Annotated in this window: 9 protein-coding genes; 5 read left to right on the forward strand and 4 right to left on the reverse strand. The window is 66.4% G+C overall.

The features are described from left to right. Nucleotides 1-21: 21 nt before the first annotated feature. Nucleotides 22-3,273 (forward strand): error-prone DNA polymerase, encoded by a 3,252-nt coding sequence (locus GGR04_RS06485; protein ID WP_183198933.1) that lies wholly within the window; start codon nucleotides 22-24, stop codon nucleotides 3,271-3,273. A 648-nt stretch (nucleotides 3,274-3,921) separates the two neighbouring features. Here GGR04_RS06485 and GGR04_RS06490 read toward each other — a convergent pair. The 4 genes from GGR04_RS06490 to GGR04_RS06505 all read right to left on the reverse strand — a co-directional run bounded on the left by GGR04_RS06490 (nucleotide 3,922) and on the right by GGR04_RS06505 (nucleotide 9,876). Then, the gene (locus GGR04_RS06490; protein WP_183198934.1) at nucleotides 3,922-4,773 is read right to left on the reverse strand and encodes a hypothetical protein; all 852 of its coding nucleotides are present in this window, start codon (nucleotides 4,771-4,773) and stop codon (nucleotides 3,922-3,924) included. 5 nt (nucleotides 4,774-4,778) lie between these two features. After that, nucleotides 4,779-7,151, reverse strand: coding sequence for a S8 family peptidase (locus GGR04_RS06495; RefSeq protein ID WP_183198935.1), 2,373 nt, complete (start codon nucleotides 7,149-7,151; stop codon nucleotides 4,779-4,781). Nucleotides 7,152-7,278: 127 nt separating this feature from the next. Then, nucleotides 7,279-8,361 carry an AAA family ATPase gene (locus GGR04_RS06500; RefSeq protein ID WP_183198936.1) on the reverse strand — a complete coding sequence of 361 codons (1,083 nt, stop codon included), beginning with the start codon at nucleotides 8,359-8,361 and terminating at the stop codon, nucleotides 7,279-7,281. A gap of 531 nt (nucleotides 8,362-8,892) precedes the next feature. Continuing rightward, nucleotides 8,893-9,876 carry a BrxR family helix-turn-helix transcriptional regulator gene (locus GGR04_RS06505; RefSeq protein WP_183198937.1) on the reverse strand — a complete coding sequence of 328 codons (984 nt, stop codon included), beginning with the start codon at nucleotides 9,874-9,876 and terminating at the stop codon, nucleotides 8,893-8,895. Here GGR04_RS06505 and GGR04_RS06510 point away from each other — a divergent pair. The 4 genes from GGR04_RS06510 to GGR04_RS06525 all read left to right on the forward strand — a co-directional run bounded on the left by GGR04_RS06510 (nucleotide 9,850) and on the right by GGR04_RS06525 (nucleotide 26,187). Further along, nucleotides 9,850-10,908 carry a restriction endonuclease-related protein gene (locus tag GGR04_RS06510; protein ID WP_312857415.1) on the forward strand — a complete coding sequence of 353 codons (1,059 nt, stop codon included), beginning with the start codon at nucleotides 9,850-9,852 and terminating at the stop codon, nucleotides 10,906-10,908. The two genes, GGR04_RS06505 and GGR04_RS06510, sit on opposite strands and share 27 nt — an antisense overlap. Next, the gene (locus GGR04_RS06515) at nucleotides 10,905-14,333 is read left to right on the forward strand and encodes a pPIWI_RE_Z domain-containing protein (RefSeq protein ID WP_183198939.1); all 3,429 of its coding nucleotides are present in this window, start codon (nucleotides 10,905-10,907) and stop codon (nucleotides 14,331-14,333) included. The genes GGR04_RS06510 and GGR04_RS06515 overlap by 4 nt, the downstream gene beginning before the upstream one ends. Continuing rightward, entirely contained in the window at nucleotides 14,330-24,565 is a 10,236-nt protein-coding gene (locus GGR04_RS06520) for an RNaseH domain-containing protein (RefSeq protein ID WP_183198940.1), read from the forward strand. The genes GGR04_RS06515 and GGR04_RS06520 overlap by 4 nt, the downstream gene beginning before the upstream one ends. Nucleotides 24,566-24,813: 248 nt before the next feature. Next, on the forward strand, nucleotides 24,814-26,187 hold the full coding sequence (locus tag GGR04_RS06525; protein ID WP_210291634.1) for an AAA family ATPase: 1,374 nt from the start codon (nucleotides 24,814-24,816) through the stop codon (nucleotides 26,185-26,187). The last annotated feature ends 688 nt before the right edge of the window (nucleotides 26,188-26,875 follow it).

The raw sequence follows: 26,875 nt of genomic DNA on the forward strand, positions 1-26,875 counted from the left end.
CGATCCGGGAAGCCGAGTTCCATGGCTGAGGGCGCGCTTCGCTACTGCGAGCTTCAGGTCACCTCGCACTTTTCGTTCCTGCGCGGAGCCTCGTCCTGCGAGGAGCTGTTCGCGACGGCAAGCCTCATGGGCATTGGGGCGCTGGCCGTCGTCGACCGCAACAGCGTCGCCGGCATCGTCCGGGCGCACGAGGCTGCCACGACGACGGGGGTCCGGGCGATCGTTGGTTGCCGTCTCGACCTGGTCGACGGGTTGCCCATCCTCGTCTACCCGACAACACGCGATGCCTATGCCCGCCTCTGCCGCCTTCTCTCGCTCGGGAAGAAGCGCGGTGGCAAGGCTCGCTGTGTCCTGTCCTTCGACGACCTTGTCGCGCACGGCGAGGGGATGATCGCGGTCCTCGTGCCCGACGAGGCGGACGACGATCTCGCCCGCCAGCTCCGGCGCCTGCGCGATCGGTTCGGGGAACGCGCCTACATGGCGCTGACGCTTCGCCGCCGGCCCAACGACCAGCTCCGGCTTCATGAACTCGCCAATCTGGCGATGGCACAGCGCGTCCCCGCGGTGGTCACCAACGACGTTCTCTTCCACGAACCCGACCGCCGGATCCTTCAGGACGTCGTCACCTGCATCCGCCATGGCGTCTCGATCGACGACGCCGGGTTCCGGCGCGAACGCCATGCCGATCGCTACCTGAAGCCGCCCGAGGAGATGCATCGCCTCTTCGCCCGCTATCCCGAGGCACTGGCCCGAACGGTCGAAATCGCTGATCGATGCCGCTTCTCGTTGTCGGAGCTTGCCTACCAGTACCCCGAGGAGCGGGAGTTCCCCGACCTGACCCCGCAGGAGGCGCTGACGAAGCTGACCTGGGATGGTGCTGCGGACCGCTATCCGGAGGGTCTGCCATCGGATGTGACGCGCAATCTCGAGCACGAGCTGCGGCTGATCGAGAAGCTGGACTACGCCCCGTACTTCCTGACGGTGAACGCCATCGTCCGCTTCGCCAGGTCCCGGGGCATCCTCTGCCAGGGACGGGGCTCGGCGGCGAACTCCGCAGTCTGCTACGTCCTCGGCATCACCTCGATCGATCCCGACCGCAACGACTTGCTGTTCGAGCGCTTCGTCTCGGAAGAGCGCCGCGAGCCGCCCGACATCGACGTCGACTTCGAGCACGAGCGGCGTGAGGAGGTCATCCAATGGGTCTACGAGACCTATGGACGCGACCGTGCGGCGCTCTGCTCCACCGTCATCCGCTACCGGGCCAAGGGCGCGCTGCGCGACGTCGGCAAGGCGCTCGGCCTGCCCGAGGATTTGACAAAGACGCTGTCGTCGCAGGTCTGGGGCTGGTCGGAGGACATCGACGAGAAGCATGCGGCAAGCATCAACCTCAACCTTGAGGACCGACGTCTTCGTCTGGCGCTGGATCTAGCGGGCCAGCTCGTCGGCTTCCCTCGCCACCTGTCGCAGCACCCCGGCGGCTTCGTCCTGACCCGGGACCGTCTGGACGAGCTCGTTCCAATCGAGCCAGCCGCCATGGCGGATCGTCAGGTTATCGAATGGGACAAGGACGACATCGACGCCCTTAAGTTCATGAAGGTCGACGTGCTGGCGCTCGGCATGCTGTCAGCCATGCGTCGCGGCTTCGACCTCTTATCCGAACACAAGGGGATCGATCTCGACCTCGCCAGCGTCCCGGCCGAGGATCCGCGGACTTACGCGATGATCCGGCGGGCCGACACGCTCGGCACCTTCCAGATCGAAAGCCGCGCCCAGATGGCGATGTTGCCGAGGATGAAGCCGCGGACCTTCTACGATCTCGTCATCGAGGTCGCGATCGTGCGGCCCGGCCCGATCCAGGGCGACATGGTCCATCCCTACCTTCGGCGCCGCGAGGGCAAGGAGGATGTCATCTTCCCCAAGCCTGAACTGGAGAAGGTGCTCGGCAAGACGCTCGGCGTGCCGCTGTTCCAGGAACAGGCGATGCGGGTCGCCATCGAATGCGCGGGGTTCACGCCGGGCGAGGCCGACCAGCTTCGCCGGGCCATGGCGACGTTCAAGTTCACCGGCGGCGTCTCTCACTTCCGGGACAAGCTGGTCGAGGGGATGGTGGCGAACGGCTACGAACGCGAGTTCGCCGAGCGCACCTTCCGCCAGCTCGAGGGCTTCGGATCCTACGGCTTCCCGGAGAGCCACGCGGCAAGCTTCGCGCTCATCGCCTATGCCTCATCCTGGCTGAAGTGCTGGCACCCCGACGTCTTCTGCGCCGCGCTCCTGAACGCCCAGCCGATGGGCTTCTACGCCCCGGCCCAGATCGTCAGGGATGCACAGGACCACGGGATTGAGGTCCGGCCCGTCTGCGTCAACGCCAGCCGCTGGGACTGCACGCTGGAGCCGGGATCGGAGAAGTCTTCCGATGACGGGCGCTTCGCCGTTCGGCTTGGTCTTCGCATGGTGAGGGGGCTCGCCAACGCCGAGGCGGGGCGCCTGATCGCAGCGCGTGGCGGCGAGCCGTTCGGTTCGGTCGACGACGTCTGGCGGCGGGTGAGGATTCCGTCGGCGACCTTGGTCGAACTGGCCGAAGCCGACGCGTTCCGATCGTCGCTCGGCGTTTCCCGCCGGGATGCCCTCTGGACGCTCAAGGGACTGCGGGACGAGCCGCTCCCGCTCTTCGCCGCGGCTGCCGACCGCGAGGCGGGACGACCACCCGAACAGATCGAGCCGGTGGTCCGGCTGCGGGAGATGCCGGCCGGTCGCGAAGTCGTCGAGGACTACGGCCATGTTGGACTGACGCTTCGCCAGCACCCGGTCTCCTTCCTGCGAACCGATCTTCAACGACGGCGGATGATCACCTGCGCGGAAGCGATGGCCTCGCGGGATCGGCGCTGGGTCGAGGTTGCCGGGCTCGTCCTGGTGCGTCAGCGACCGGGCTCGGCCAAGGGCGTCATGTTCATCACCATTGAGGACGAGACGGGGGTGGCCAATCTCGTAGTCTGGACGAAGGTGTTCGAGGCGAACCGTCGAACGGTGCTCGGGGCCGGGATGATCGGTGTCCGGGGGCGGGTCCAGCGGGAAGGGGAGGTCGTGCACCTGATCGCGCATGCCTTTACCGATCTGTCAGGCGACTTCGCCACTGTCGGGCTCCGGGGCAGGACCGGAGAGGGAACCGCATCAGTCAGCGCACCTGCGGCTCCTTGGATGCCGACGCCGAAGGTCATGGCCGATCCGCACCAGCACATCGACGAGATCCGGGTCAAGACACGGGACTTCCGATGAATGGCGCACGAGCACAGCAGGTGTGCTGCCCGCTTCTCGCACGGTTCAGGCGCCACCGCGGCCAGATACCGGATGGTGGCGAGATCGGCAACGAGGCGTGCGGCGATCGTCTCGGCATGACGTCCGGCGATCTCGCCCCTGTCGTTGCCAGCAGCGATCCGCCAGCATGGCGTTTGGATCATGAAAGCTGGTGGCGCGCGGTAATGGCGTCATGAGGTTCGACCGGGCACACATCACAAGCCCTTCGACCTTGCCCTTGTCGCCTCCCTTGCCATACCTTCCAAAGCGATCCCAGAACAGGTAATGCTTTGAATTTCGGTGAAGGTCTCGTGCGTTTCTGCCTACCGTTGCGGCAGATCCTGGCCACCGCGATCTTCGTTCGTCGGCAATCGATTCTCTTGATCGGTCGCTGAAGCTTCTCACGATAGTAGAGCATCGGCGGCAACATACCCCAGAGAAGACGAAGGCCGACGCTTGTCCGTCGAGAAAGACTTCCGTCGCCTCCCTTGGGAACCCCCCCCACGAACAAGGCATCCCCCTGCGGCACGTTTGTGCATAAGAAGTGGATTTCTGCCGGATACTGCTGATCACGCCTACAGCATCGCCAAAATCTACCTAGCCACGCCTGCACCGCTCTAGCCTTGCATGTCACATGAACGGCGATATGCCGAACGTCATGTAATTTAGCCGGAGCGCATTGCCGGAACCCTTGTCGTAAATGGCCTGCGTGGCCGACTCCCATTCGAAAAAGTCCCAGTTCCAGGGAGCGTTCGGAGCTTGGATGACGATGTAGGTGCCCAACCGCAACCTCGCCGAGGATGCCGCGCCATCGAAATCCAGGCCGAGGTTGAAGTCTTGCACCATCGCGTTCTCGCTGCGCGAGAGTGCAGTCTGGATGAACCCTGTGGCAAGCCCGACGAACGGCTTCAGCGCGGGCTGAACGCTGGATAGCAGGGACAGCCCACTGGAGAAGGCGCCGGAGTTGAGGACGGTCAAGATTTGGTCGTCCGTCTTGCTGCGGACGTTGATGGTCTTTCCCGAAAACGAGATCCCGTTCGGTCCTACGACAAGCCCATGGAAGATAGGTTTGCCGTTTATAGCGGCGCGTTGTTCCGCACCGCATGTAACCTCGCAGGCAAACTTTAGGTCTTCAGCTTCGCTGTCCGTCTGGTTCCGGCCCGAAAATTCACAGAGCACGCGGTGGGGACCGCCGCCCGGATAGTCATGCACATAGAGGCCGTCCATCGTCAGCTTGATGCGCGTGCCGATGAGCTCGCGTTCGGGCTGCACGTCCTGGACGCCAACAACAGGTCGCCTCCCAGTACCGCCCGGTGAAACGTAACCGATCACCATGCCGGAATACTTCCACTTCTTAGTACCGAACGGATTGAGGCCCATACCGCGTGCGCGAGCCGCCGGCACCGGCTCGCCGATACCCTCCAGATAGGCCTTCACCTCGTGAGCGGGCCACGAATGGAGCGGTATCTGCTTGTTCGGCATCCGTGTCATTCCCTGCCGGCGCGAGGCCGCGCGGCCTCACGGTTCCGGATAGCGTTTCTGAGCTCGGTATGGACGTCGCTTCTCGACGAGGCAGCGAGTTCAAGCGTTACGATAAGCGCGTAAGGCACGCCAACCGGATTCCCGTTGCCGTCGAGCGACCGGGCTTGGACACCTAAGAAGATGCCGTCGAGATCTACGGTTCGGATACGGTTTTCACCTTCCATCACCGTGTGGAAAGTGTTCCCGCGACGCATTGCGTCAGGATGAGGCTGCGGCACCGCCTTAACGCCTTTCCAGAACTTACGCCTGCCGTTCTTGTCGACGACGTCTAGCGCCACGTTCCGGTACGCCATCGTCGACCGTGTGTCGGTTGTCCAACAAAGGGTGACCGTGACGCGCCGCAATTCGCGGTTGTTGACAAGAGACGGAGGAATAGGAATCCGGTACTCATGGAGTTCGTTCGCGCTGATGCGGTCGTGTGCGATCAGAGTCGCGCGGTGCGCACCTGCGTCCGTCATCTCCGCATGCGCGGGACGCCCGAGGCCAAGGAAGCGTGCGATGGCCTGTCGTCGCCGACTCCATTGCCGCACCCCGGCAGGCGGGAAGGAGCCGTCAAGGACCAACCCGGTCCGTCCCCAGCTTGCGCCGTGCACCAGTAAGGCCTTCAAGAGGACAGCCCTGCGGCCACACCCGCGCCAGTCCTCTCCGGACTCCTCGAATGCCTCCCGCGCCAGTTCAAGGACTTGGACGGCGGCGCGGGTGGTCAGGGCGGCAGCATTGCTCGTACCCGAGGACCTGAACGTCATCGTGTTAGAGCCGCCATAGGCATCCGGACCCGCGGCGAGTTGTCCAGCGCTACCCCCGTCGCTCGCAAACGCATAGACGGCGCCATCGTCATTTTCGGCGATCGTCACGAACTGGCGTCCGCCAGCCTCGACAATGTCGGGCTTGATAGACCTGTTGAAGCCGAAACCGACGGCGGAGCCGACGTTGGTCATGCCGAACGGGGGAAATGGGTCATGGTGGGCGCCTGGATTTCCATTAGACCCGTCTTCATGGACCGCCCCGACAGTCAGCGCGTTCACTGCCTCCGCAGGACACAGGATTCCACGCGTTCCTGTCGATCGTTCGAGTGAGTTCAGGATCGACGACTGGAGGGCCAACTCGTCCGCTGCTACCGCTTCTGCCCGCGAGGCGTACCCTCCGATCGCGAAAGGCGTCTCGATGTTACCGGCGCTGACGACGAAGAGAAGGTCGTGGCGATACGCGAGGTGGTCGATCAGCCGCGCCCATGCCGACGGTTGCCGAACGAACGGGCCCTCCGCGTCGCAAACCGAATGGTTAATGACTACAACGTCGGGCGCCAACGGGTCCGTGCCGTCCAGCCCTTCCACCAAAGCCGTCACTGCGCGATGCACAAGTGCCATTGGCAGCTTGCCGTAAGGTGTCGTTTCCAAGCCGGCGTCGTCCGATGCCAGTATTGGGACCACGGCCAAAGGACTCGCCAGCGGTTCGCCTCCGCCGTGAAGGTCGCCATGCAGAATCAACGAGGCCATCGCGGTACCATGGTAGCGAGTATCGATCGGAGCCGCGGCGCTGTTCACGTCAACCTCCTCGACGTTCACCCGGCCCGCCAAGAGCGTGTGGGACGCGACGGGATAGCCGTCGAGGAGCGCCGCATGGGCGGGGCCCGTGGTCGCAGGAGGGACGGACGTGCCGTAGGGCAGTGCTTCTGCTTCGGCGGGGAATCGGCGGCGCACCACCGACTGCGGCTTGACCGTCATCAGCGCTTGAGCGGTCGCGAGCGCGCCGGTTCGGCGAGCGGTGCCCTCTGCCTGTTCCGCTGTTACCTCAACCATCAGGGCATGGTACTCGATCTCCGGTATTAGCGCCCGGTCGGTAATGCGCCCTCCCATTTCCCCGACTTGGCGGACGATCTCCGCCTCGGCGAGAAACCGTTCCTCCTCGTCCGCGCGGAACCAAAGGTCCAGCTCGACCAACACAGGGGCACCGGGATTGCGCTCGCGCTCGCGTGCGACGTATGCAGCTAGGGACGGATCCACCCGGTCCTTGGCTGACCACGTCCGGACGTCCGTTAGGTAGCCAAACAGGTCCCACCACCGCCCATCCGGGTCGCGGTCGCGCAGGGAGGGTCGGGGCTCGCCGGCGACATACCTTCGCCACTTCGACAACATCGTTGTCAATGCTGGTGCGGACGGCAGGGTGACGTAGACGACGGCCCCTCCCGCTTCCCTGTCATCCTCGATTTCGTCCGGCTCGTCATCCCGCTCGGGCAGGCGTTCGGCGAACCATTCGAATCCTGCGTCCCTCGCGGCCGCAGCAAGTTCAGGCAATGTCCACGCGGTCTCGATCACCATTACGCGGTCCGGCGCTACGGCTGACGGATCCAGCGACACCTGGGCTCCCGCTTCGATGCGAGCTAGGTTGGCCTCGATTTCGGCGAACCTCTGACCCTGCCTTTCTGCCTGCTCTTCAACCCCCAGCCTACGTGGGGGCCTGGCCCGCCTTGCGCCGGGTATTCTGTCTGCGACCGCCTGCTGGCGGTTTAACCGGATGAGAGGCCGCCGGCTCATTCTCAGTGTCTCCCAGGAGGCGCGCGTCGGAGTTGTGCGACCGCCTATCGAGGACAGACTGAACTGCCTCTGCTGCGGTTGTAGCCCCCATGCCAATCACCATCCTACGTCGTACGTCAAGGCCTATTGCCTCAACGGTCGAGTAGCTTTCGCCGGTTAGAATTCGGACGAATTCGTCGCGTGCAATACCAAGGTCATCGCGAACGGAAGCCTGAAGGCGCGTGTACAGCTTGCCAAGTTCGCGGGACCCAGGCAGACCGACCTGAAGCTTTACCTCGAACCTGCGCCATAGTGCTTGATCCAAGAGTTGGGGATGGTTCGAGGCACAGACGACCACAGTATGCGATGGTGTCTCGTCCATCAGGAGGATCAACGAACTGACGACACGCTTGATCTCTCCCATGTCGTTATAATCACCGCGCTTCTTCCCGAGCGCATCGAACTCGTCAAAGAACAGTAGGCACGGCGTCCTCGAGGCGAACTCCATCACGCGTCTCAGGCGCCCGGCGGTCTCACCCATGTAACTGCCGATGAGACCGTCATACCGTACGCGTAAGAACGTGAGTCCCAGTTCATAGGCCAGGGCTTCCGCCAAGCTCGTTTTGCCGTTCCCCGGAGGCCCCACAAGGAGAAGTGTGTGCTTAGGCTCAAGCGAATGTGATCGGAGCAACGCTGCGTGGGAAAACTCTTCGACGAACTCCCTCATCGCGGTTTCAAGCGGTCGATCTAATACGAGGTCCGAAATCCGACGGCGGGCCTTCGATTCGTGGATGAACTCTTTCAGATCGTCAGGCAACAAAGAGGCCCGCCGGCCTTTGGGCCGATCAGATACCTCGGGCGTCCCTGCCTCTAAGGCGTCCAACCTGTCGGCGAAACCACGTCTCTGCTCAGCCCTAGCCTCGGAAGCCAGCGCCTTCATCGTCCGATGCAAAGCTTCCTTGTCGTTGCGGAGGCCAGCTTCAGCGAGTCGATGCACCAAGTTGTCCCTGCTCATTGGAAACCTTCGCGAAAATAAGCGGCACGGAGAGAATGACCAAGGCTTGAGCAATCACGCTGGAACGTTACTCCGTGGCGCGAAACGATCGCAACCGTGAATAGCAATGTCCGCACTGGAAACAATGCGAAATTTGAACCGTTCCGGATCGCCGAGCTGTTCGTCGTCAACGTAAGGAATCCTCTACTGAAGTCCGGCCTCGTCGAAGGCAATGGGGATCAAACGAGCGCAAGGATGAATGCGTCCGCTTGAGTAGGGATGACCAACCGCGTCCGCACACTTGAGGACGAAGGAGCGCTCAAAACGGTCCTGAACACCTTAAAGATGGCCCAGCCGCTCGTTGACTTCGTCAATGTGGTCGTCGAGGCGAGAAGGAATGACTGCTTTCGCGCCGCTGCTTGCGGAAAACCAACTGCGTAGGTGAGCGGTACGGTGAGCTGATGCCCTGCAAAAGGCATCTAGTTTTGCGAAATCCCTTGACATTGATGTGTAGTACGTCTTCGGACCACACGGCTATGATGGCTTTGAAACCTACAATGGCGTGTTTGGGTAGGGCTCTGGCAGCATACCTGATAGCTGCTCAAAGTTCGAGCAGACGTATCGGGCGTGTAGATCCTCGACGAAGCCGACACGCTTGAGGAGGTAGAAAGCCAGCGCGCGTCGCACATACAGCCGGCCGCCCGATGCTGGTAGCCCAATCTCCCGCATGGCGGTAGCGGCCTGCACGGCTTCGAGCTCAACACTCGGTCCGAGCTCTAGGCCAATCTCTTCATTCCAGTCGCTGTCCGCCGAACCGTCGACCCACTGCGCGCCGCCCTCGTGCTCCGGCCCGTCCATTCGCGCGAGCACGAAGTCGGCGAAGCGCAACTTGCCGTGGTCGAAAGCACGGGCGTGCAGGCGGTCGCCGACGTCGACGATGGTGTGGGGCGACAGCAGGCGACGTTCGCGCGAGCCGGACGATAGGGAGACGTACAGGACCGAGACGCAGCTTCGGTTGGTCGCCGCCCGCATCATGGCGCGGACGACGTCGGTGGGAACCGTGGCCCACGGGTCGCTTGCGCGCACGCAGTCCGCGATCGCCTCCGTGCCCGCTTGGCGCTCCTCCTCCACCCACGCCCTCGCGTCGTGGACAAAGACTGGCTCGAACGGCTCGCCTGCCTTCAGCCGCTTGTCGGCGTGGTCGAGGACGATGTTGCCGGGCGCAACATCCTTGTAGGAGGCAAGGTCTATTGAGGCCTGCGAGGCCGATATCGCGAACCTTTTCATAAGGTCGCCGCGGGACATCTCTCCCGACCAATAGAGCTTGGCCTCGATCCAGCGAAGTCGCTGAACTGTCGCCGGGCCGCCCCGCTTGGTCAAAAGATGGTCTAGTGAGTGGATTGACATCATCTTGTGAGTGCCATACTTCGATCCGACACGGAAAGCAACGGCGATCATGCCGTACGGGTGTATAGGTTGACCACAGGGGCGAGCGTTGCGGTGAGGGTTGTGGCGGCGGGCTTGGTCGAGGCCCATCGGTCCTCTTCGGCCAACCGGGACATCCTCCGGCAGGATGCCTCGATGCCTCCGGCGCTGCGGCGCGGCATGGCCCTCGTCTCCGCCGTCGCGCTCCGGTCCGGCTTTCCCCACGACATCGCCTCCCAGGCCAACGCCTTCACCGCGCTGGCGACACGCCCGGTGGGCGAATGGGGCCCGGCGCCCTTCGCCGAATGCGCCGAGCGCGCCGTCATCCTCGTCGATCCCGGCTTCGGGTCGCCGACAGCCGACTGCCTGGAACTCGCCTCCGGGGGCGGCGAGGCTTCGGTCGTCGAGGACATCTTCCACGAGCGGCTCCGCACCGCCCTCGCCGCTTCCGGCACCGAGGCTCCCCGCCTTTATCGCGAGGTCCGCGAGACGATCGTCCGCCATCCCTGCATGACGAAGACGGAGGTGCTGGCCTTCGCCTACGATGTGCCGGAGCTGGCGACCGATATCCCGACCTTCTTCCGCCGCCTTCCCGCTTCCGCCCTCCACGGGCGCACGCTTCGCCTCTGCGGCCACTGCGGCGCGCCGTTGTTTCCCGACCGCGACCGGGTCTCGCATCCGCTCGGACGCTGTGCCGTCCGCGAGTGCCGGATGACGTTCCCCGACGCCTCGGTCGGATCGGAGCACGAGGTCGCCTCGCCCGACGACTGGCGCATCGCCGACCCCTCGATCATGACCTATTGGGTCGGGCCGGGCCTTCCCGAGATCTGGCTCTACGACGCACTGCTGGCCTCGGGCGCCGACGCCGAGCTCTACCCGATGTGCGACGCAGCCGACGTCGGGATCGGCGGCACCGCGGTCGGCGTCGACGTGAAGTCGTACTCGAGCGCCGCCGTGATCGGCCACCGCTTCGCGAACGGGATCGGGGGCCTGCGCGCCTTCCGCCGCCGCATTGTCGCGATCCCGGACTTCTGGATCCGGATCGACCGCGACTACCTCGCCACCGCCGCGTCCGTCTCAGGCCTGCGCGAGGGCATCGAGTTCATGTCGGTCTCGGCCGTCGCAAGGGAGTTCGCCGCTTGAGGGCGCGTCCGGAAGGCTTTTCCAGCGTCGTCGCCGTGCAGTGGCTCTGCGCCGCCGCCGAGACGTTCCTCGGGACGCGGGACCTCGTCAACGTGCCCGTCCTCCTGACGGGCTTCGCCTCCGTCACCGACCATCCCGGCGCAGCCGCCTTCGCGCGCGCCGCCTTCTCGCTCCGCCAGCTCGGCGTGAGCTACACGTCCGAGAGCGACCTGCGGCAGGCCGTCTACGACTTCATGACCTGGGAGGAGACCCGGCGTGAGGAGGACGACAACTACATCGACCAGCCCTACGTCATCGATCCGCGCTCCCGCCGCATCGCGTTCCGCCGCGCCGCCGGGGCCGATCCGCGCATCGCGGAGTGGGCCTCGCTGCTGGAGGCCGGCCTCGGGCTGCGCGAGCACGGCGCGGCGATCGCCGACGCGGACCGCCCCTTTGCGGTGGTTCCGTCCGGTGTCGGGTCGCGGCGCATCACGCTGGACCTCGGCGAGGCCGCCGACCACCTTCCCGACCGTCCGGTCCACGACCTGTCCGACCGCGTCCGCGCCCCTGTCACGATCCCGGTCGCCGAATTGCAGAGCGTCGCCGAGCGGTTCGACGCGATCGACGCCGCCGATCCCAACCGGACCTCCAAGGGCTGGTCGCGGCGCCTCTTCGACGCGCTCGGCGCCCCGAAAGTCGACATCCTCCGGCCGGCCGACGACCGCTCGCGCCTCCAGCCCGTCACCGAGATCCGCCTCGACGGCCTCAAGCACCTGATCGGCCTCCCAGGGACGGGAAAGACCACGCTTGTCACGCTGATGGTCGCCTGGCTCCACGGCCGCGACCTAAAGACGGTGGTGCTCCTTCCGTCCATCGAGACGTCCTTCAACCTCATGTCCGACCTGTCGGCCTACGGGATCGACGTCGGGTTGCTCATGGGCCAGTCGCCGGACACGCGCCTGCGCCACAGCCAGAAGCTCGCCGAGCGGATCGCCTCCATAGACGACGCGCGGGGCTTCGGACGCACCGTCCCGTTCGCCGACCTCATGTCCGTCAACTGCGCGCTGGGCGGCTTCGACGAGGCGCATGATCCCGAGGACCCGTTCCCGCACGTCGACGCGCCATGCGGCAACGTCCTCCAAGCCCGGCTCAAGGCGAACGGCGAGCCGAAGTCGTCCGAGAGCGTCTCGCTCTGCCCCGTCTCGACGTGGTGCGGTCGCATGAAGGCATCTAGGCAGCTCCCCGAGCGCAAGGTGTGGCTCGGCCACGTGATGTCGCTGGACACCCGTTTGCCGCCGCACTTCTCCGCCGAGCACGCCCGCTACCTCGAGGCTGTTGCCCGAACGGCCGACGTGGTGATCGCCGACGAGGTCGACGGCATCCAGGCGGTGCTGGACCGCCAAGCCGTTGCCGAGATCAGCATCTCGGGCGGCAAGTCCTCCTACGAGAACCGCCTCCTCGACGACCTCCTGAAGCCGTTCGCGCTCGGCGAAAACGACCGCACGAGTGCGAACGTCAGCGACTACGCCAACAAGGCGACGCGGTTCATGGACCTCAACCGCTCCCTGATCCGCCAGCTCCAGAACGACCGGGCGACCAGCGGCTCCCGCTTCCTCGCCGAGTACGACGACGCCTTCGTCACGGGCAACCGCCTGATCGCGGACCTCTTCGGATTGCCCGGCCGCGCGGCGATGACGGACACGGAGCGCGCAGACGAGGACGAGCGGATCGGAACGATCATGTCGTTCTGGGACGCGTGCGTCCGGCAGGCGCTGTTCCGCGCGCAGGAGTCCGACGAGACGGGCGAGCGGGACTACGACGTCGACCGCCTTGCCGCCGCGGTCGGGCGCGGCGTCGACGAGGTCGACACGACCTTCCGCGCCTGCGTCGAAGCCCTGACCGACTGGATCGCCTTCCCCTCGAACATGCAGAAGGCCGAGGCCGTCGAGGTCGCCCGCGCGGCGGTCTTCGCCTTCGTTCAACCTAACCATGAACTTGAGGCGGCACGGGCCAACGCCCTGTTTTCGTTCCTCGTGAACGTCTCGTCGGTCATCATGCAGTTCCTGTCGTTGCTGCCCGCTCAGCACGTCATGATGGCCGAGGGCATCCACCGCTCGACCATCTTCACCGACGGCGTCTCGTCCGACTTCGCCCGCCTCGTGCCGGACGCGGTGACGGGGCGGCTCGCAGGCGTCCGCTTCATGTTCCAAGAGCGCGGCCGCCGGAAGAGCCTGTCGCTCCACTACGTGACCTTCGAGGGCGCGCCCCGCCTCTTCCTCTACCGCCTGCACGAGATGCTCCGCCACGACGTGCCGGGACGCGGGCCGAACGTCCTCCTGACGAGCGCGACATCCTTCCTCGGGGACAGCCCGTCCTTCCACGTTCCTGTCGGGCCGGACTACATCCTGCGGCGCGCGGTGTCCGAGGACGGGTGGCGCGGCTCTCGCTACCTCCTCCGTCCCATCCCCGACCCGCAGGACCCTTCCCGGTCGCTCCGCTTCTCCGGCGCGAACTACGAGGACCGCGACCGCATCCTGCGCGCCATGGTCGACCACTTCGTGAAGGGCGACGCCCCGCCGATCCAGACGCTGACCACCGACCGCTTCGACCCCGGCCGCAAGGTCGCGCTCGTCGTCAACGGCTACGACCAGGTCCGCCTCGTGAAGGACCACGCGGCCGCCGTGAACGAGCGCGTGGGCCGACGCATCGTCGCCGTCGTCGACACCGTGCCGGACAAGAACCAAGGCGACTACGTCACCGCCGCGCAGGTCGAGCGCCTCGGCGAGCGCGACGACTGGGATGCCGTCGTGTTCCCGATGAAGGCGCTCGCGCGCGGCGTGAACGTCGTCTTCGGCGGCCCGCTCTACGAGGGCACACCGCTCCTCGACAAGGCGGCCATCGGCACGGTCGCCTTCCTCACGCGCCCGCATCCGGCGCAGGAGAGCTTCGACTTCGTCGCGGGGATCGTCGGCAAGGCCTCCATGGACTTCGACGCGGCGACCTTCCATCCGGCAGCGGATGTCGGCCAGCTCGCCGCCGCCCTTCGCCAGGCGCGGCGCGAGGCCATGGTCCGCGTGCGCCGCCTGCTGCGCCATTCGGTGCGCGTCGGGACTCTCGGCGACCTCACCGACGCCTTCGTCGCCGACGTGATGATCGACGTCGTCCAGACCATCGGCCGCTCCATGCGCAACGGCTGCAAGACGCGGGTCCTCTTCGTCGACTCGGCGTGGGCGCCGGGATCGATGAACCCGAGGAACCCGCGCGCCGACACCGCGCGGACGAGCTACCTCGTCGCGATGAGCGGCATCCTCGACCGCCTGTTAAATTCGCCGGATGCCGTCCACCGCGAGGTTTACGACGCCCTGTACCTACCATACGTTGAGCCGCTCTCGCGCTGCGCGGGTCTCATCCTTCCGAGCGACGCAGATGGAGACCGCGACCGATGATCTACGTCAAGAAGCCGTCCCCCTCGAACGAGGGCATTGAGGTTCTTGGGCTGTCGGTGGTGAAGGGCGCCTCCGAACACACCCAGTGCATGCGGCTTTCCTGGCTTCCGGCCGCGGTCGACGCGTTCGCCGCCATTGCGTCCGCCGCGAAGGCGAGCGGGGACGCCGCGGGCAACCGCTTGCCGTTCGCGACGCTGCGCGCCCTCCTCTCCGCCGGGTTGCCGAGCCCGCTCTACGTCGCTTCCGACCTGTCCCGCATCGGCCAGCCCGCGCGCGACGGCGGTCCCGCGCCGTTCGCGGAGTGCGCCGGGGGCGAGGCGGAATCCGTCCGCGCCGTCACCCACGCCGTCCGCGCCTGGACGTCGAAGGTGCTGGGACCGTGGGCCGCCAAGCGCGGGCTTCCCGACAGCCTCGTCGCCGAGGTGTCGCGCCTCGCCTCCGCGGGAGGCCTTTCCCGCGCCGACCGCCGGACGATCAACCTCCTTGCCGTCGACGCGGCGGGCAACGGCTTCCCGGACATGCGGGACGCGATCCATTCGGCGCTCGCCCGCCGCGTCGCCGGGACCGAGCTGTTCCCCGGCATGGGCCCCGTGCGCGTCCTCGTCCGCTCGAGGGCGCGCGAGAACTGGATCGACTTCGTGACCTTCCCCCGCGCGGCGTCGTCCGGCTGGTTCTCGATGCGCGCGCGTCTCACCGTCGAGACGCTGCCGGGCGCCGACCTCCCGTTCGTGCGCCTCGACGTCTCGCGCATGCGCTGGTGCCCCGAGGTGCCGACGGGCCTGCGCCCACGGCAGAAGCGGATCTCCTCGGTCGTGTTCGGGCCCGACGGCCAACGGGCGGTTTCCTTCGACGTCCCCGTCTCGCGCGGCGCCGTGCAGGACCCCGAGAACCCGGCATACGCCCTTTCGGCGCTTCGGGCCGGCGTCGACCCCGGCACCGGGTTCGCGGCGCTCGTCTCGGCCGGCCCGAGGGACGGCGCCTTCGTCGGCGTCCCTTATGCGCCGGGTTACGAACCCGCTCCGGCGGTCGCGTCCGGTTCGACCGAACTCGACCACCTCGACTGCCACGCTGCCCTCGCGGCAGCCATGGCGGGGATTCTCGAACCCATCGAGGCGACGAGCGTCCCGGCGGCCAAGCGCGTGTCGCGTACGGGCGAGGACATCCCGGCGCTGAAGGCCGCTAACATCCTCGGCGAGATCGCCCGCTCGCTCGGCCACAACGAGATCGACGACGAGGCCATCGCCGAGGCTTGGCAGATGCTCCACGGCGTCGACCTACCACGCGGCGTGGTCGTCTCCGCGAAGGCCGCCGACGAGGCGCGCAAGTTTGACGAGCTGCGCGAGGCCAACACGGCGCGGGCGAGGCAGGCCTTCGGGGACGCGGTCCCGCCCATCGTCGTCCTGTCGGCCAGCGCCGCCGAGGGCGCCGCCATCGCGGACGTCGCCGCGACCCTCTTCGCCGGGCGCATGCGCGTCGAGCACCGCCTGTTGCCCGAGGGCGTGCACGGCCCGCGCAAGGCGCTCGCCAACGCCGACCAGCCCGCCCGGGGGCGCTACGAGAGCCGCGTCTCGCTCTGGAAGCCGTTCGCGGAGGGCCTGCTCGAGGAATTTGGCCCCTGCCGCGTCCTTGTGAACGCGCCCCGCTTCATGGACGACCCGGTGAACAAGATCGCCGGGCGCGTGTCGCTCGCCCGCTTCGGCGACTGCAACGTCCAATACCTCGACAAGAGGGGCAACAAGGCCGACGAGTGGTTCTACCGGATCCAGGCGGCGGTGCTCGACCTGATGTTCGGGCATTCGGGCATCGTGTCGCCCGTCGCCGCCAACGTCGCCGACGCGTTTCCCGACGCAGCGACGCGGCCCCGCTCGATCGTCGGCGTCTCCGTCGTCTCCCAGAACCGCACCTTCTCCCGCTCGGGTGCGTCGTTCTTCCTGTCCGTCTCCATCGACGTCGCGTCCGGTCGCACCTCGGCGAGGGTCGCACGCCCGAAGGACGGCACGCTGGAGTTCCTCGACCCGCTCCCGTTCTTCGACCTCCTCAAGGCGGTGGCCGCGTGGGACGGCGCGAGCATCGGCAACGGCGAGACCGCGAAGGCCGACTTCCAGGCCTTCATGTCGGAGGTCGTCGGCGGGGCCTGCGACCGGGGCGAGAACCCGCTCGTCATGGTCGACGCCGCGCACGCGCGCACACTGTGGGCCTCGGTCTCCAACAAGGGATGGGCCGGGCCGCACGTCCTCGACGGACGGCCGCTCGACATTCCCGCAGACTGGCCGGGCGCTCGGCTGGTGCGGATCGAGGACTCCGTCGAGCCGGCCGTCGTGACGCGGAAGTCCCGCACCTTCGCGGCCGTCGATCCGGCCACCGGGACAGAGCTCGACGGCGGGTCGGTGACGCAGCCCACGCCGACGCTCACCGAGCCGGGGCGGCTGGTGCGTCTGCCGGGACCTGCGGACAACTACGTCTCCTCCGGCCATCTCGACGGCCAGCAGAAGATCGCCAAGGGTCTGTCGGTCTACCGCACCCCTCCGCAGTTCCGCCCCGTGCCGGAGGCGGACCGTCCCGCCGCGCTTGACGGGACGGCGCTGTTCACGCCGGGCGAGCGGGACCTGACGACCGAGCCGTACAAGCTGCCCGGCACCATCGGCATCCTCGTCGCCCATTGCCTTCCGGGCGACGACCCCGACCGGGTCGCCGCCCTCTGCCACGCGCTCCGCGAGGGCTTCGGCCACACCCGATCGCCCGTGCGCATGCCCGCGCCCCTCTTCCAGACCCGCAAGGTCGCGGAGTACATCCCAGCCTACGTGCTCGACGACGAGGAGGACGCGGAGGACGCCGCCGACCCGTCGCCTGAAGCCTTCGACGACGCCGACGTGTCGGACGGAGCCGACGTTGTGGACCCGGCCGACGCGTCGGGAGACGGGCAGTCCCCACGCGCCGCCAAGGCACTTGATGACGCAGGGGCCGCCGCACCGACCAAGAACCCGCTCCTGCTGCTCGCCGCGGCCGGAGGCGCCATCCGGAAGACGCGGACACCGATGATCAACGAACCAGCCTCCGCGACGTCCGCCTTCCCGCTCGTCGGCTCCGCGCTCGCCGTCGCGCCGCCGACGATCGTGCCGGAGGAGATCCTCGCGAAGGTCGGCGACGACGACCTGGTCCGCCGCATCCTCGTCGGCCACTGGGTCGGGCCGCTCCCGGCCGCCGTGATGGCGGACGGCTTCTTCGACAACGCCGTCGCGAACTCGAGCGTGAAGTCGCGCCAGCTTATCAAGGAGGCGCTAGCGAAGATCCCGATCCCCTTCAAGGTGGTCCTGCCGCCGTACGAACCCCGCGACGGCGAGGCGTTCCTTCGCTTCATGCACGTCGTCGCCAACCTGTCGGACGGTCTCTCCTTCATCTACTCCGCGATCGAGACGCTCTCCCATCGCGGCTCGCGGCGATGGATCTTCAACAGCTTCTACGAGGGCTTCTACCTCAAGCTGAAGATCCTCTACAGGAAGGAGCAGGTGCCGAAGGCGGAGCTCGTCAACGACAACCCCGGCAAGGTCGCGCGCATGTTGCAGGCCTCCGGCGATGGCCTCGTCGCCCGGAGGTACTTCGTCCTCGAATGCTTCTTCGCCTACACCAAGGCCTCAAACTTCGCCTCGGCTGCGGCGGAGATGGCGAAGGAGTTCGGCGACGGGTGGGACGAGACCGCCGCGTTCTGCGCGCGGATGGCGCGGTACCGGGATACTTTCCGCGAGTTGAACACGCTGAAGTACGAATGGTTGGAGCGCGAGAAGATCGGGCAGGACAGGCCGCGCGTCGGATCACTCGAGATGCCCGATTTCCAAGAGGCGGAGGCATTGGAGGTCATTCCCGACACGCCGGCGCCCGCTTTCGTCGACGCCTCGTGGCTGAAGGACAAGATTTCGCTGACGGGCGCCTTCCGGAGCCGCCTCCATTCGCACCGCGCGACGTTCAACGACCTTGTCGGTGACGTGGACTTCTGGCCCGACGACAAGCCGTCGACCGAGGCGATGACCGAGCGCGTGGCACGGCTCTTCTCCGTACCGGAACCCATCCTGGGCGCGGTCTCGAAGCGCGACCTCGATAGCCTCTTCCGCCCCTTCTACCGTAAGATCGAGAGCATGGCCCGCTCGCTCCTACGCGGCAACGGCCAGGAGCATGTCTACCGCTCCGACTGGGAGGACGCGGGCACAGCCCCGGTCATGTTCTACACGTTGGCGGCGGGCGGCTACCGCGAAACCGCCGCGGACTTCGCCGCCATCCGGGCAATCGACAATCCGTCCTGGTCGCTCGAGTGCGTCTTGCGGGAGGCGGGCGACGGCTTCGCGGAAGTGGCGGAGTTCGTGCGCAACCGCCGTCGGGCGGCCTTATGGTTCGCGGCGCGGGAGACGGAAGAAAACCCCGGCGACGCGGCGTACGGTGCGTTCGTTGCAAGGTTCGACCAGGGAGAGCCGATGCCGAAGTGGAACGAAGGAGGCGGCGGAGATGCCGCCGATGGGGATGCCGGCGCGGTAGTCGCCGAGGCCGACGATGAGGCCGAGGACGAAGCCAGAGACAAAGGCGAGATGCAGGATGGCGAGGAGGAGCCGACCGTGGACATGACCGTCGAAGCCATGTTTGCGAAGACTTCCTCGGCAGCGGCCAGCGCACCCGCAGGCGCCGGCCCGACCGCGCTCGACAGCGTCCTGCGAGCCTTGGAGCTCGCGGTTGGCGAGGCACGCGTCGCATTAGCGTCGGACGACCTCGTGCGCCTCGACCGCCTTGTCCTTGAGGCAGGCATTCTTCTGGTGTCCGCCAAGGAAGCGGCGGACGCGATCCCGCGGCTCGTAAGCAACGATGCCCTGCTTGCCCGCGCCGGGACACTCGCTGAGGCCGCCTCGGCCGCCGCCGAACGCGTCGGCGAGGTCGATCTCCCGACGCTTCCCGTCATCGGGATGATCCTACCCGCGTCGGCCGAGCGCGCCGCTCAGGAGCTGGACGCAAGCGGGGCTGCCCTCGAGGGCGTCCACGGCGCACTTGCCGAGATCGGTTCCCTGTCGGTCAGCCTCGCGACCGCCAAGCTCAAGGACCACCCGCCGATCCAGACCCGCATCACCGAGTGGGGCGAGGCGGCCTCGCGCGACCTTAACACAACCGTCGGCAACCTCCGCGCGGCGGCGGCGCTTCTCGAGCCGGAGAGCCGCTCCCCAGAAACCGGCGCTTCCAAGGAGGTTCGGCAGAAGCGGTCGCACAAAGAAGGGGTTCCGTCGGAAGCGGGCAGCGAAGTCCTGGGCGAGGCTGAAGTAGTCGACGGGTCCGCTATCCAGGCCGATACGGCACCAGACCCGGCAGACGCGGGACCGGATCCGGAGCCCGTCGTGGGCATCGAGGACAAGGACGGAGACCTCGAAGCCGCAGACGGCGACGTTGAGCACTCGGCTCCCGAACCCGAAGTTGACCGATCCGAAACGGCGGCGGAAGCGCCACTTACCGCCGACGTGTCCGTCGAGGTGCCGGAAGCCGTCGCGCCCCCTGAAGGCCTCGCCTTGGTCGATGCCGACCGGACCGAGCCGGAGCCGGCCGGGCTGGACGAGGAGGCGGACACCGCATTCGACGAGGAGGCCCTCGACCGCCTCGCCGCGAGTGCCCACGAGATCGAGCCGTTCGAGCGCGCCTCGCCGAGGGAAGAGTTCGAGAACCTTGACGCCGAACGCGTCAACCTCGCCCTTGACCGTTTTGTCGAGACCGGTTCGGACTCGTATGCCTATCACCTTGCGCTCGCCGCCGAGATGGAGGGCCTCTCAGGCGTGCGCCTGACCTCAGACGAGGCGAAGGTCGCGGCCGTCGCCGGCCACCTCAACCACGTCGTCCTGCGTACCCGCGCGGATCTAGCGTCGGCGCTCGTGACGGCCGGCTTCCGCGGCGTCGAGGCGGCGACGAACGATCCCGATCCCGACCGCTCGGCGGCGCGACTCCTGCCGATGATGCCGCTAATCCTCGAACTCGGTGTCTTCTTCCCCGCCGCCGGCGCGGGCGAGTTGCTCCGTTCTTTCGAGGTTCTGCCGAACGGCCTAGGGGCAAAGGCGCACCTAGTCTTCGAGAGCGTCGCCCGCATCCGCCACGCGAACCTTGCCTTCTCGCGCTCCATGCTCGCCAACGTCGCCACCGAGATCGACTGCACCAAGGCGATGGTCGCCGCGCGTTCCGCCATGATCGCCAAGGCCGAGCAGTGCACGCACCTCCGGTTCAACCACGGAACAGTGACGAGGATCTGCGCCACCCTCGCCCGGGGCGACGGCTTGGTCGGCAAGCTCCATTCCGAGCTCCAGCGTGGCGTCGATGACGCCGAGACCGTCGAGGCCGTCGCCGCGTTCGCGGCCGCCGTATCCGACCGAGGGCGCGTCGTCGCCATCCTCAACGAGGCGGAGGGGACCGTCGCGGACCGTGTGAAGGGCATCGTCGGCGCGGCCCGCGACCGCTTCGTCCAGTTCTTCGGCGACTTCCACGCCAAGGCGACAGCCTACCTCGAGGCCGCCGGCGAGGCCGACGCGGCGAAGGCCGCCGACAGGCCGAAGATCCGCGACTTCGCACGCGAGATCGCGAACTCCGTGAACGCGATGGTGGAGGCCGTAGAAGCGGCCGCAGGCGAAGGTCCCGTCGGCCGGGCAGCGGGCAGCACGGCGCCCAAGCTCAAGCGCTTTGCCGACCTCTTGTCGGGAGACCCGGGGACCCCGGCCCCGGCCGACATGTACCAGGCCTGCCACGCCGCCATGGCCCTGATCCCCTCGCTCGAGTTCGGCCGGTCATGGCTGCCCACCCCGTACGATCCGGCGCGCATCGTCGACATCCTGTGCGAGGTGGACGTGCCGCCGCTGCCGGTCGACCCGACGGAGCGCGACGCCGCTTTCGATGCGGCCGTGCGGCAGCGCATCGACCGCTCCTCCTTCGTCGGCGCGGGGATGCTCCTCGACGCGGCCCGGTTCTTCGGCGTGTCCGAGGACACCGCGACCGCCCTTGCGGATGACCTCGAGGTCAACCTCGACCTCGCCACGCGTCATATAGTGTCCGAGTGCGCCGAGGCCCGTGCCTCCGTCGAGCGAGTCATCCGGTTCGGCTCGCTCCGCCAGTCCGCCGACACCGACACGGCCACCAACCTCGTCTCTCGTATCGACAACATCGAGGCGGTGCGGGTTCCGGTCGAGGTCGACGCGGAAAGCCGCGCCGAGGAACTTGACGACGAGGGTATCTACGACGTCAGCGTCGCCATCGAGGTGCTCGAGGAGGTCAAGGAGCAGGCAGCCGCGCTCCTCCACGAACCCCGCGACCGCCTCCTGCGCGAGATCGACGGCCTCGCGGCGAAAGGCGCCGACTTGACGCACGTCGAGCGGCTCCGGCAGCTCTGCCAGAAGGACGACCTGCTCACGGCGGAGGAGTTCATCGACGAGACGATCAAGCACGGCAAGACGGGCAAGATCGCGGAGTCGCGCAGCCGCAACGCGCGGTTCGACGACTTCTCCGTCAACGTGCTGCCGCGCGTCGCACACCTGAAGCGGGACGTCGGGTCGGACGTCGCGGCGGCGCTCCGTGCCGGCGACGACTTCGAGGGCTTCAGGTTCTCCGCGCTCACCGACGCCCGCCGTTCCGAGTCCGCCGGCATCCTCGACGCATGGCGCGACCTCTTCCGCCGGATCATGGACCCGAACGCCGCCGCGCACCTCGGCGCCTTCCTCGACCGCATCGGGATGGCCAGCACGCTGACTGAGCCGATGGGCGGCACGCCCGCGAAGCGTTCGTTCTTCTGGGCAGACTTCAAGAGCCGCGTCCCTCTCGACCAGGAGAGCCTGCTCCTGTACGACTTCGGCTCGCGGACGAACGGCCAGTACCGGGTCGTCGTTTCGCCGTCGATCCTGCCCGAAGCCACCCTGACCGAGATGTGCGCCAAGGACCTGCCGGGCGTGATCCTCCTCGTGGGCGACCTCGTGACCGAGCAGCAGCGCCGGGCCTTTCACGTCCGCAACCTCGAGGCACGCAGGCGCGTGCTCCTCGTCGACGCGGCGAGCCTTTATTACACGCTCGCCGAGCAGACGTTCCGGCCCCTCACCCTCCTCGAGCTCGGCCAGCCCTACAGCTACGTCTTCCCGTTCGACGACTGGGGCAAGAGCGCCGTGCCGCCGGAGATGTTCGTCGGACGCAAGGACGACATCACGCAGATCATGGCGGCGGACGGGAGCTGCATCGTCTACGGCGGCCGGCGCATGGGCAAGACCGCCATCCTCCAGCACCTGCGCAACGAGCGGAACGACCCCGAGAACGGCCTCTTGGTCGGTTTTGTCGACGCCCAGCACGTCGGCAAGCTTCCGGCCGCTACGCGCCGCATCTGGTCCGACATCGCCGCCGCGCTCCCCGACGTCTTCGGGAACGCCCTCGTCCCGACCGATCCGAAGCGGATCGCCGACGCGATCCGCAAGTGGCTCTCCGAGGACACGCGTCGCAGGGTCGTGCTCCTGATCGACGAGTGCGACGAATTCGTCGTCGCCGACGCGCACGACAACTACTCGGTGTTCCGCGACCTCCAGACGCTGATGACCGACACCAAGCGGCGCTTCAAGTTCGTGTTGTCGGGGCTCTCGGACGTCACCCGCCTCGTGCAGACGGGCAACCCGCCGCTCAAGCAGATCGCGGCGAACCCGCGCCGCATCGGTTCCCTCACGGGGCCGGAGCGGAAGGACGCCGAGGACCTCGTGCTACGGCCCCTCGCCGCCATCGGCATCTCGATCGAGCGGACCGACGTGTGGCGGATCCTGTCCCACGCCAACTACTACCCGATCCTCATCCAGACCTATGCCCAGCACCTCCTGGACATGGTCGCCGAACGCGGCCGCCAGACCCAGAAGCCCCTGCGCGCAATCGGGTCCGACCTCGTCTCGCGCGTGCTGGAGGACCGCAAGGTCCGCGAAGCGATCAAAAAGGTCTTCGACATGACCCTGTTGATCGACCAGCGGTACCGCCTGATCGCCTACGTGGTCGCCAACCTCGCCCTCCGGGCCGAGTCCGACGGTCGCCTCGCCGAGAGCTTCTCGACGCGCGAGATCCGCGACCACGCCCTCGCCTACTGGGAAGCCGGGTTCCAGGACCAGCGCCGCTTCTCCCTGTTCGACGACCTGCTCGACGAGATGGAGGGCCTCGGCATCGTCCGCCGGGTCGGAGACGACCGCTGGACGCTCCGCTCGACGGCTGTCATGCGCCTTCTCGGGAGCCAGGACGAGGTCGCGACCGCGATCGAGGAGTTCAAGCACATGACGGCGCCCGTGGGGTTCGACCCCCGCTCGCACCGCCGCGTGCTCGCCGCCTCAAAGGTCTCGCGCACCGACCAGAAGACGTCGCCGCTTACCCTTGGGCAGGAGCAGGAAATCCTGAAGGGGAACTCCCGAGCCACGATCGTTGTCGGCCCGGCGGCTGCGGACATCGCCCTCGTGCCAGCGGCGTTGCGCACGGCACCGGAATCGTTCGCCGACGGCGACAAGTACGAGGTACGGTTCCTATCCCCCGACAGCGTCGAGGCGCTGGCCGAGGCCGTCCGCGCGATCAAGCCGAAATCGGACGGAAAAGTCATGGCCGTCGTCGCGCCGACGGCGCCGTGGACTGCCGGATGGGTCCGGGTCGCGATTCAGGCGAAGAACGTCGCGAAGGGGGACGTGCGTGTGATCTTCGTCGGTTCGGCCGGGCACGCAGCCTCCGTCGCGGCCGACGAGCAGCTTTCACTCCTGACGGCGCATGTCGGGCGGATCTCGCTGGAGCCATGGTCGACGACCTTCTTCCAGGACACCGTAGTCACCGCGAACTCGGTGGCGTTGTCGCACCGCTACGAGGAGGTCGCTGCCGAGAACGGCGGCTGGAACGGTCCCATGTGGCAGCTCTTCCGGACCGGACGGGCCAGCCAGAAGCCGCCGATACCGCTCGAGCCCGAAGCCATCGGCTTGTCCGGTAGGCACGGCGAGGCGCTTCGCGCGATGGGCCGCATCGTCGCCGATGCTCCCTTTACGATCACGGACGTCGACGAATATCTCGAACTCGACGAAACGATGAGGACGTTCGAGCTGAAGGGCCGCGAGCTCGTCGAATATGGTGAGATGATGGGCGTTGTCGCGCTAGTGCCGGGCAAGGCGAACGCCAACGCACGGTCGCGTGAGTACGCCCTTACGGGTCCTGCCGTTGTCGCCAGCGCCGTCGCCGAGACACCCTGATGGTCGACATGTCGCTCTTCTGGTCCCTGCCGGGACCCTCGGCCTTTGTGTCCGATGTAGTGACGGCCACCAACAGCAAGGGTGTGTGTGCGGTCGAGGTGCCCCGCTACTGCCCACCTGGAATGGTCCAAGCAATCGTAGCCGCATTCGAAACTGCCGGCCTAATGCCCGTTCACCGCGTCGAGCCCCGCTCGAGGGGATCGGCCGTTCATCAAGTCGCGCTTGCGACCGGCGCCGGGGAAAGCACGATGCGATCCGTCGCCGGTTTCTTTGACCTCCCAGACCTGCGCGGGTCGGTCATCCTTGTGGATGCCATTGCAGCCTCCCTCTGGCCATTTTGGACCCCTTTCGTGCGGTCGTTTGCCTCTGAGCGACGACGAAAGGAAGGCTTCCTCTTGCCCGGCATTGTCGTGCTCGTTCCGCAGGACGTCCCGCGATCCGTGCTTGACAGACTGTTCCCCGAAGCCTGCATTCCCTGGCGCGGTTGCGTCTCCGCATCCGACATCAGAAGCTACGTCCAATCGAAGACACGCGCATCACCCGCCGACGACCTCCTACAAAGGTGCGCCAACGAGGTCGCTATCAGCCTCGGGGGCTACGACCCAGTCCTCGCTCAAGCGCTCTGCGACCTAGATCCGGAGGGCGCCCTAGATCCGTGGGAGTTCCTCAAAAACAACTACCGCCAATTCGAGGGCAACCATCCCCATTGGGCGAACGGCCTTGTGGACTACATGGACGACCAGCCGTTCATCCACACAGCGGCCCTAGTGGCAGCAGGCGACAGGAAAATGTTCGACGTGCGTCGTTGGCGAGCGGTAAGTGGTTCTATCATCGACTTCGCCGCGATGGCCTGCCGCCACTTCGCCGACGCCTATGCCGCGGTCATCGAGACACGGCTCCCTTACACGGCACCCTCTTACGGCAATCGACCGCCCAAGGTGATCTCGCACCGTTACGGTCTTGAGACAAGCCATCTGCGCTCGTGCCTCTACGGCGTGCTGGAGCGCGACGATGTTGAATTCCTTAAAGCTGTGGCAAGCGTAAGGAACGACGTAGCGCACAATGAAGTGCCTCCCGCCCACGTTATCAGAAGCATTTCCGACGCGTGGGCTGCGTACCTGTCCCGGGAAGCCTTGGCCGTTCGCGGTTGGTCATGGCCCAGATGCGGACAGAAGCTAGTGATGACGGTTGGTCCCAGCGGGGGTGGAAAATCAACATGGGTCGCGAACAACCACCGACCCGAGGAGATCGTATCGACGGACAATATTAGAATTGAACTTGGTGGGACCTTGCACAATTCCGGTTCGCAAGAACGCGTTTTCCAGATAGCGTTCCGGCGTCTTTCAAACCGTCTTGCGCGAGGCGAGACGGTTGTATTCGATGCCACTAATCTTAAGCGGACCGATCGCCTCCGTGTCGTCGATCTTGTTCCGCCGGATCTTGAGGTAGTCTATGTCGTGGTCGACCGCCCGATGGAATCGAAACGCGCGGATGGCGGATGGCGAAACGAGCGCGAAGGACTACTGGACGCCCACGCTCTTAGGTTTACCTCTGAGTTGGACAACATTTTGGCAGGCGATGGTCGATCGAATGTCAACGTGAGGGACCTGCGATTACTGTAAGGCAAATTGCTAAGAGATTCACTTTACGAGTGTTTTCCCAAGGCGATAGTATCGGCTCAATGTTCGCGCATAGCCCTGCTCCGGTGCAATGACCCAAAGGTCTGAGGTGCTTGCCATCCGCCCTGATCGGCACGTGGGATGACCTTCGGGATAGCCTTTCAAGCAGGGTACCAACCGCTGGGCAAAAGACCACTCGTCAAGGAACGTGGCTTCCTCGAGTGAACCCCGGGCGGGCACTCCACGGCGACGAAGTTCCTCTAGATCACCTATGAGACGTCGGAGGATGTCGATGTGCTCGTCGATTTGGAGAAGCGCTCCGTCGGGCGTCACGAGGATGGTCATCGCAATTCCTTGCCGATTGAATTCTAAGGTACAAGCCAACAGCCACCAATGGGCACGCCACGGCGCCCATCTGTCGATGTCGACTGAAAATTGACTGAGTCTGACTGCTGTTTGTATGCAGTTTACCGCCTGGCGGCGATCTGTCGTATCCTTCCCGGTGACTGCGGCTCCCAGTAGCCCTAGGACGATTGATCATAGCCCCACGCAAACGTCACATCGAACTCGACACCATCCGCCGTCGGTGTGCATGCTGGACTTGCCCCGGGAAAGTGGAGAGCTCTTCTGAAGGAAAGAGGAGCATTTCATGGGCAAGCCGCAGCGCCGGTTCGGGAAGGAGTTTGAAGCG

Origin of the sequence: Aureimonas pseudogalii (assembly GCF_014196835.1) — a bacterium.
GTDB classification, from domain to species: domain Bacteria; phylum Pseudomonadota; class Alphaproteobacteria; order Rhizobiales; family Rhizobiaceae; genus Aureimonas; species Aureimonas pseudogalii.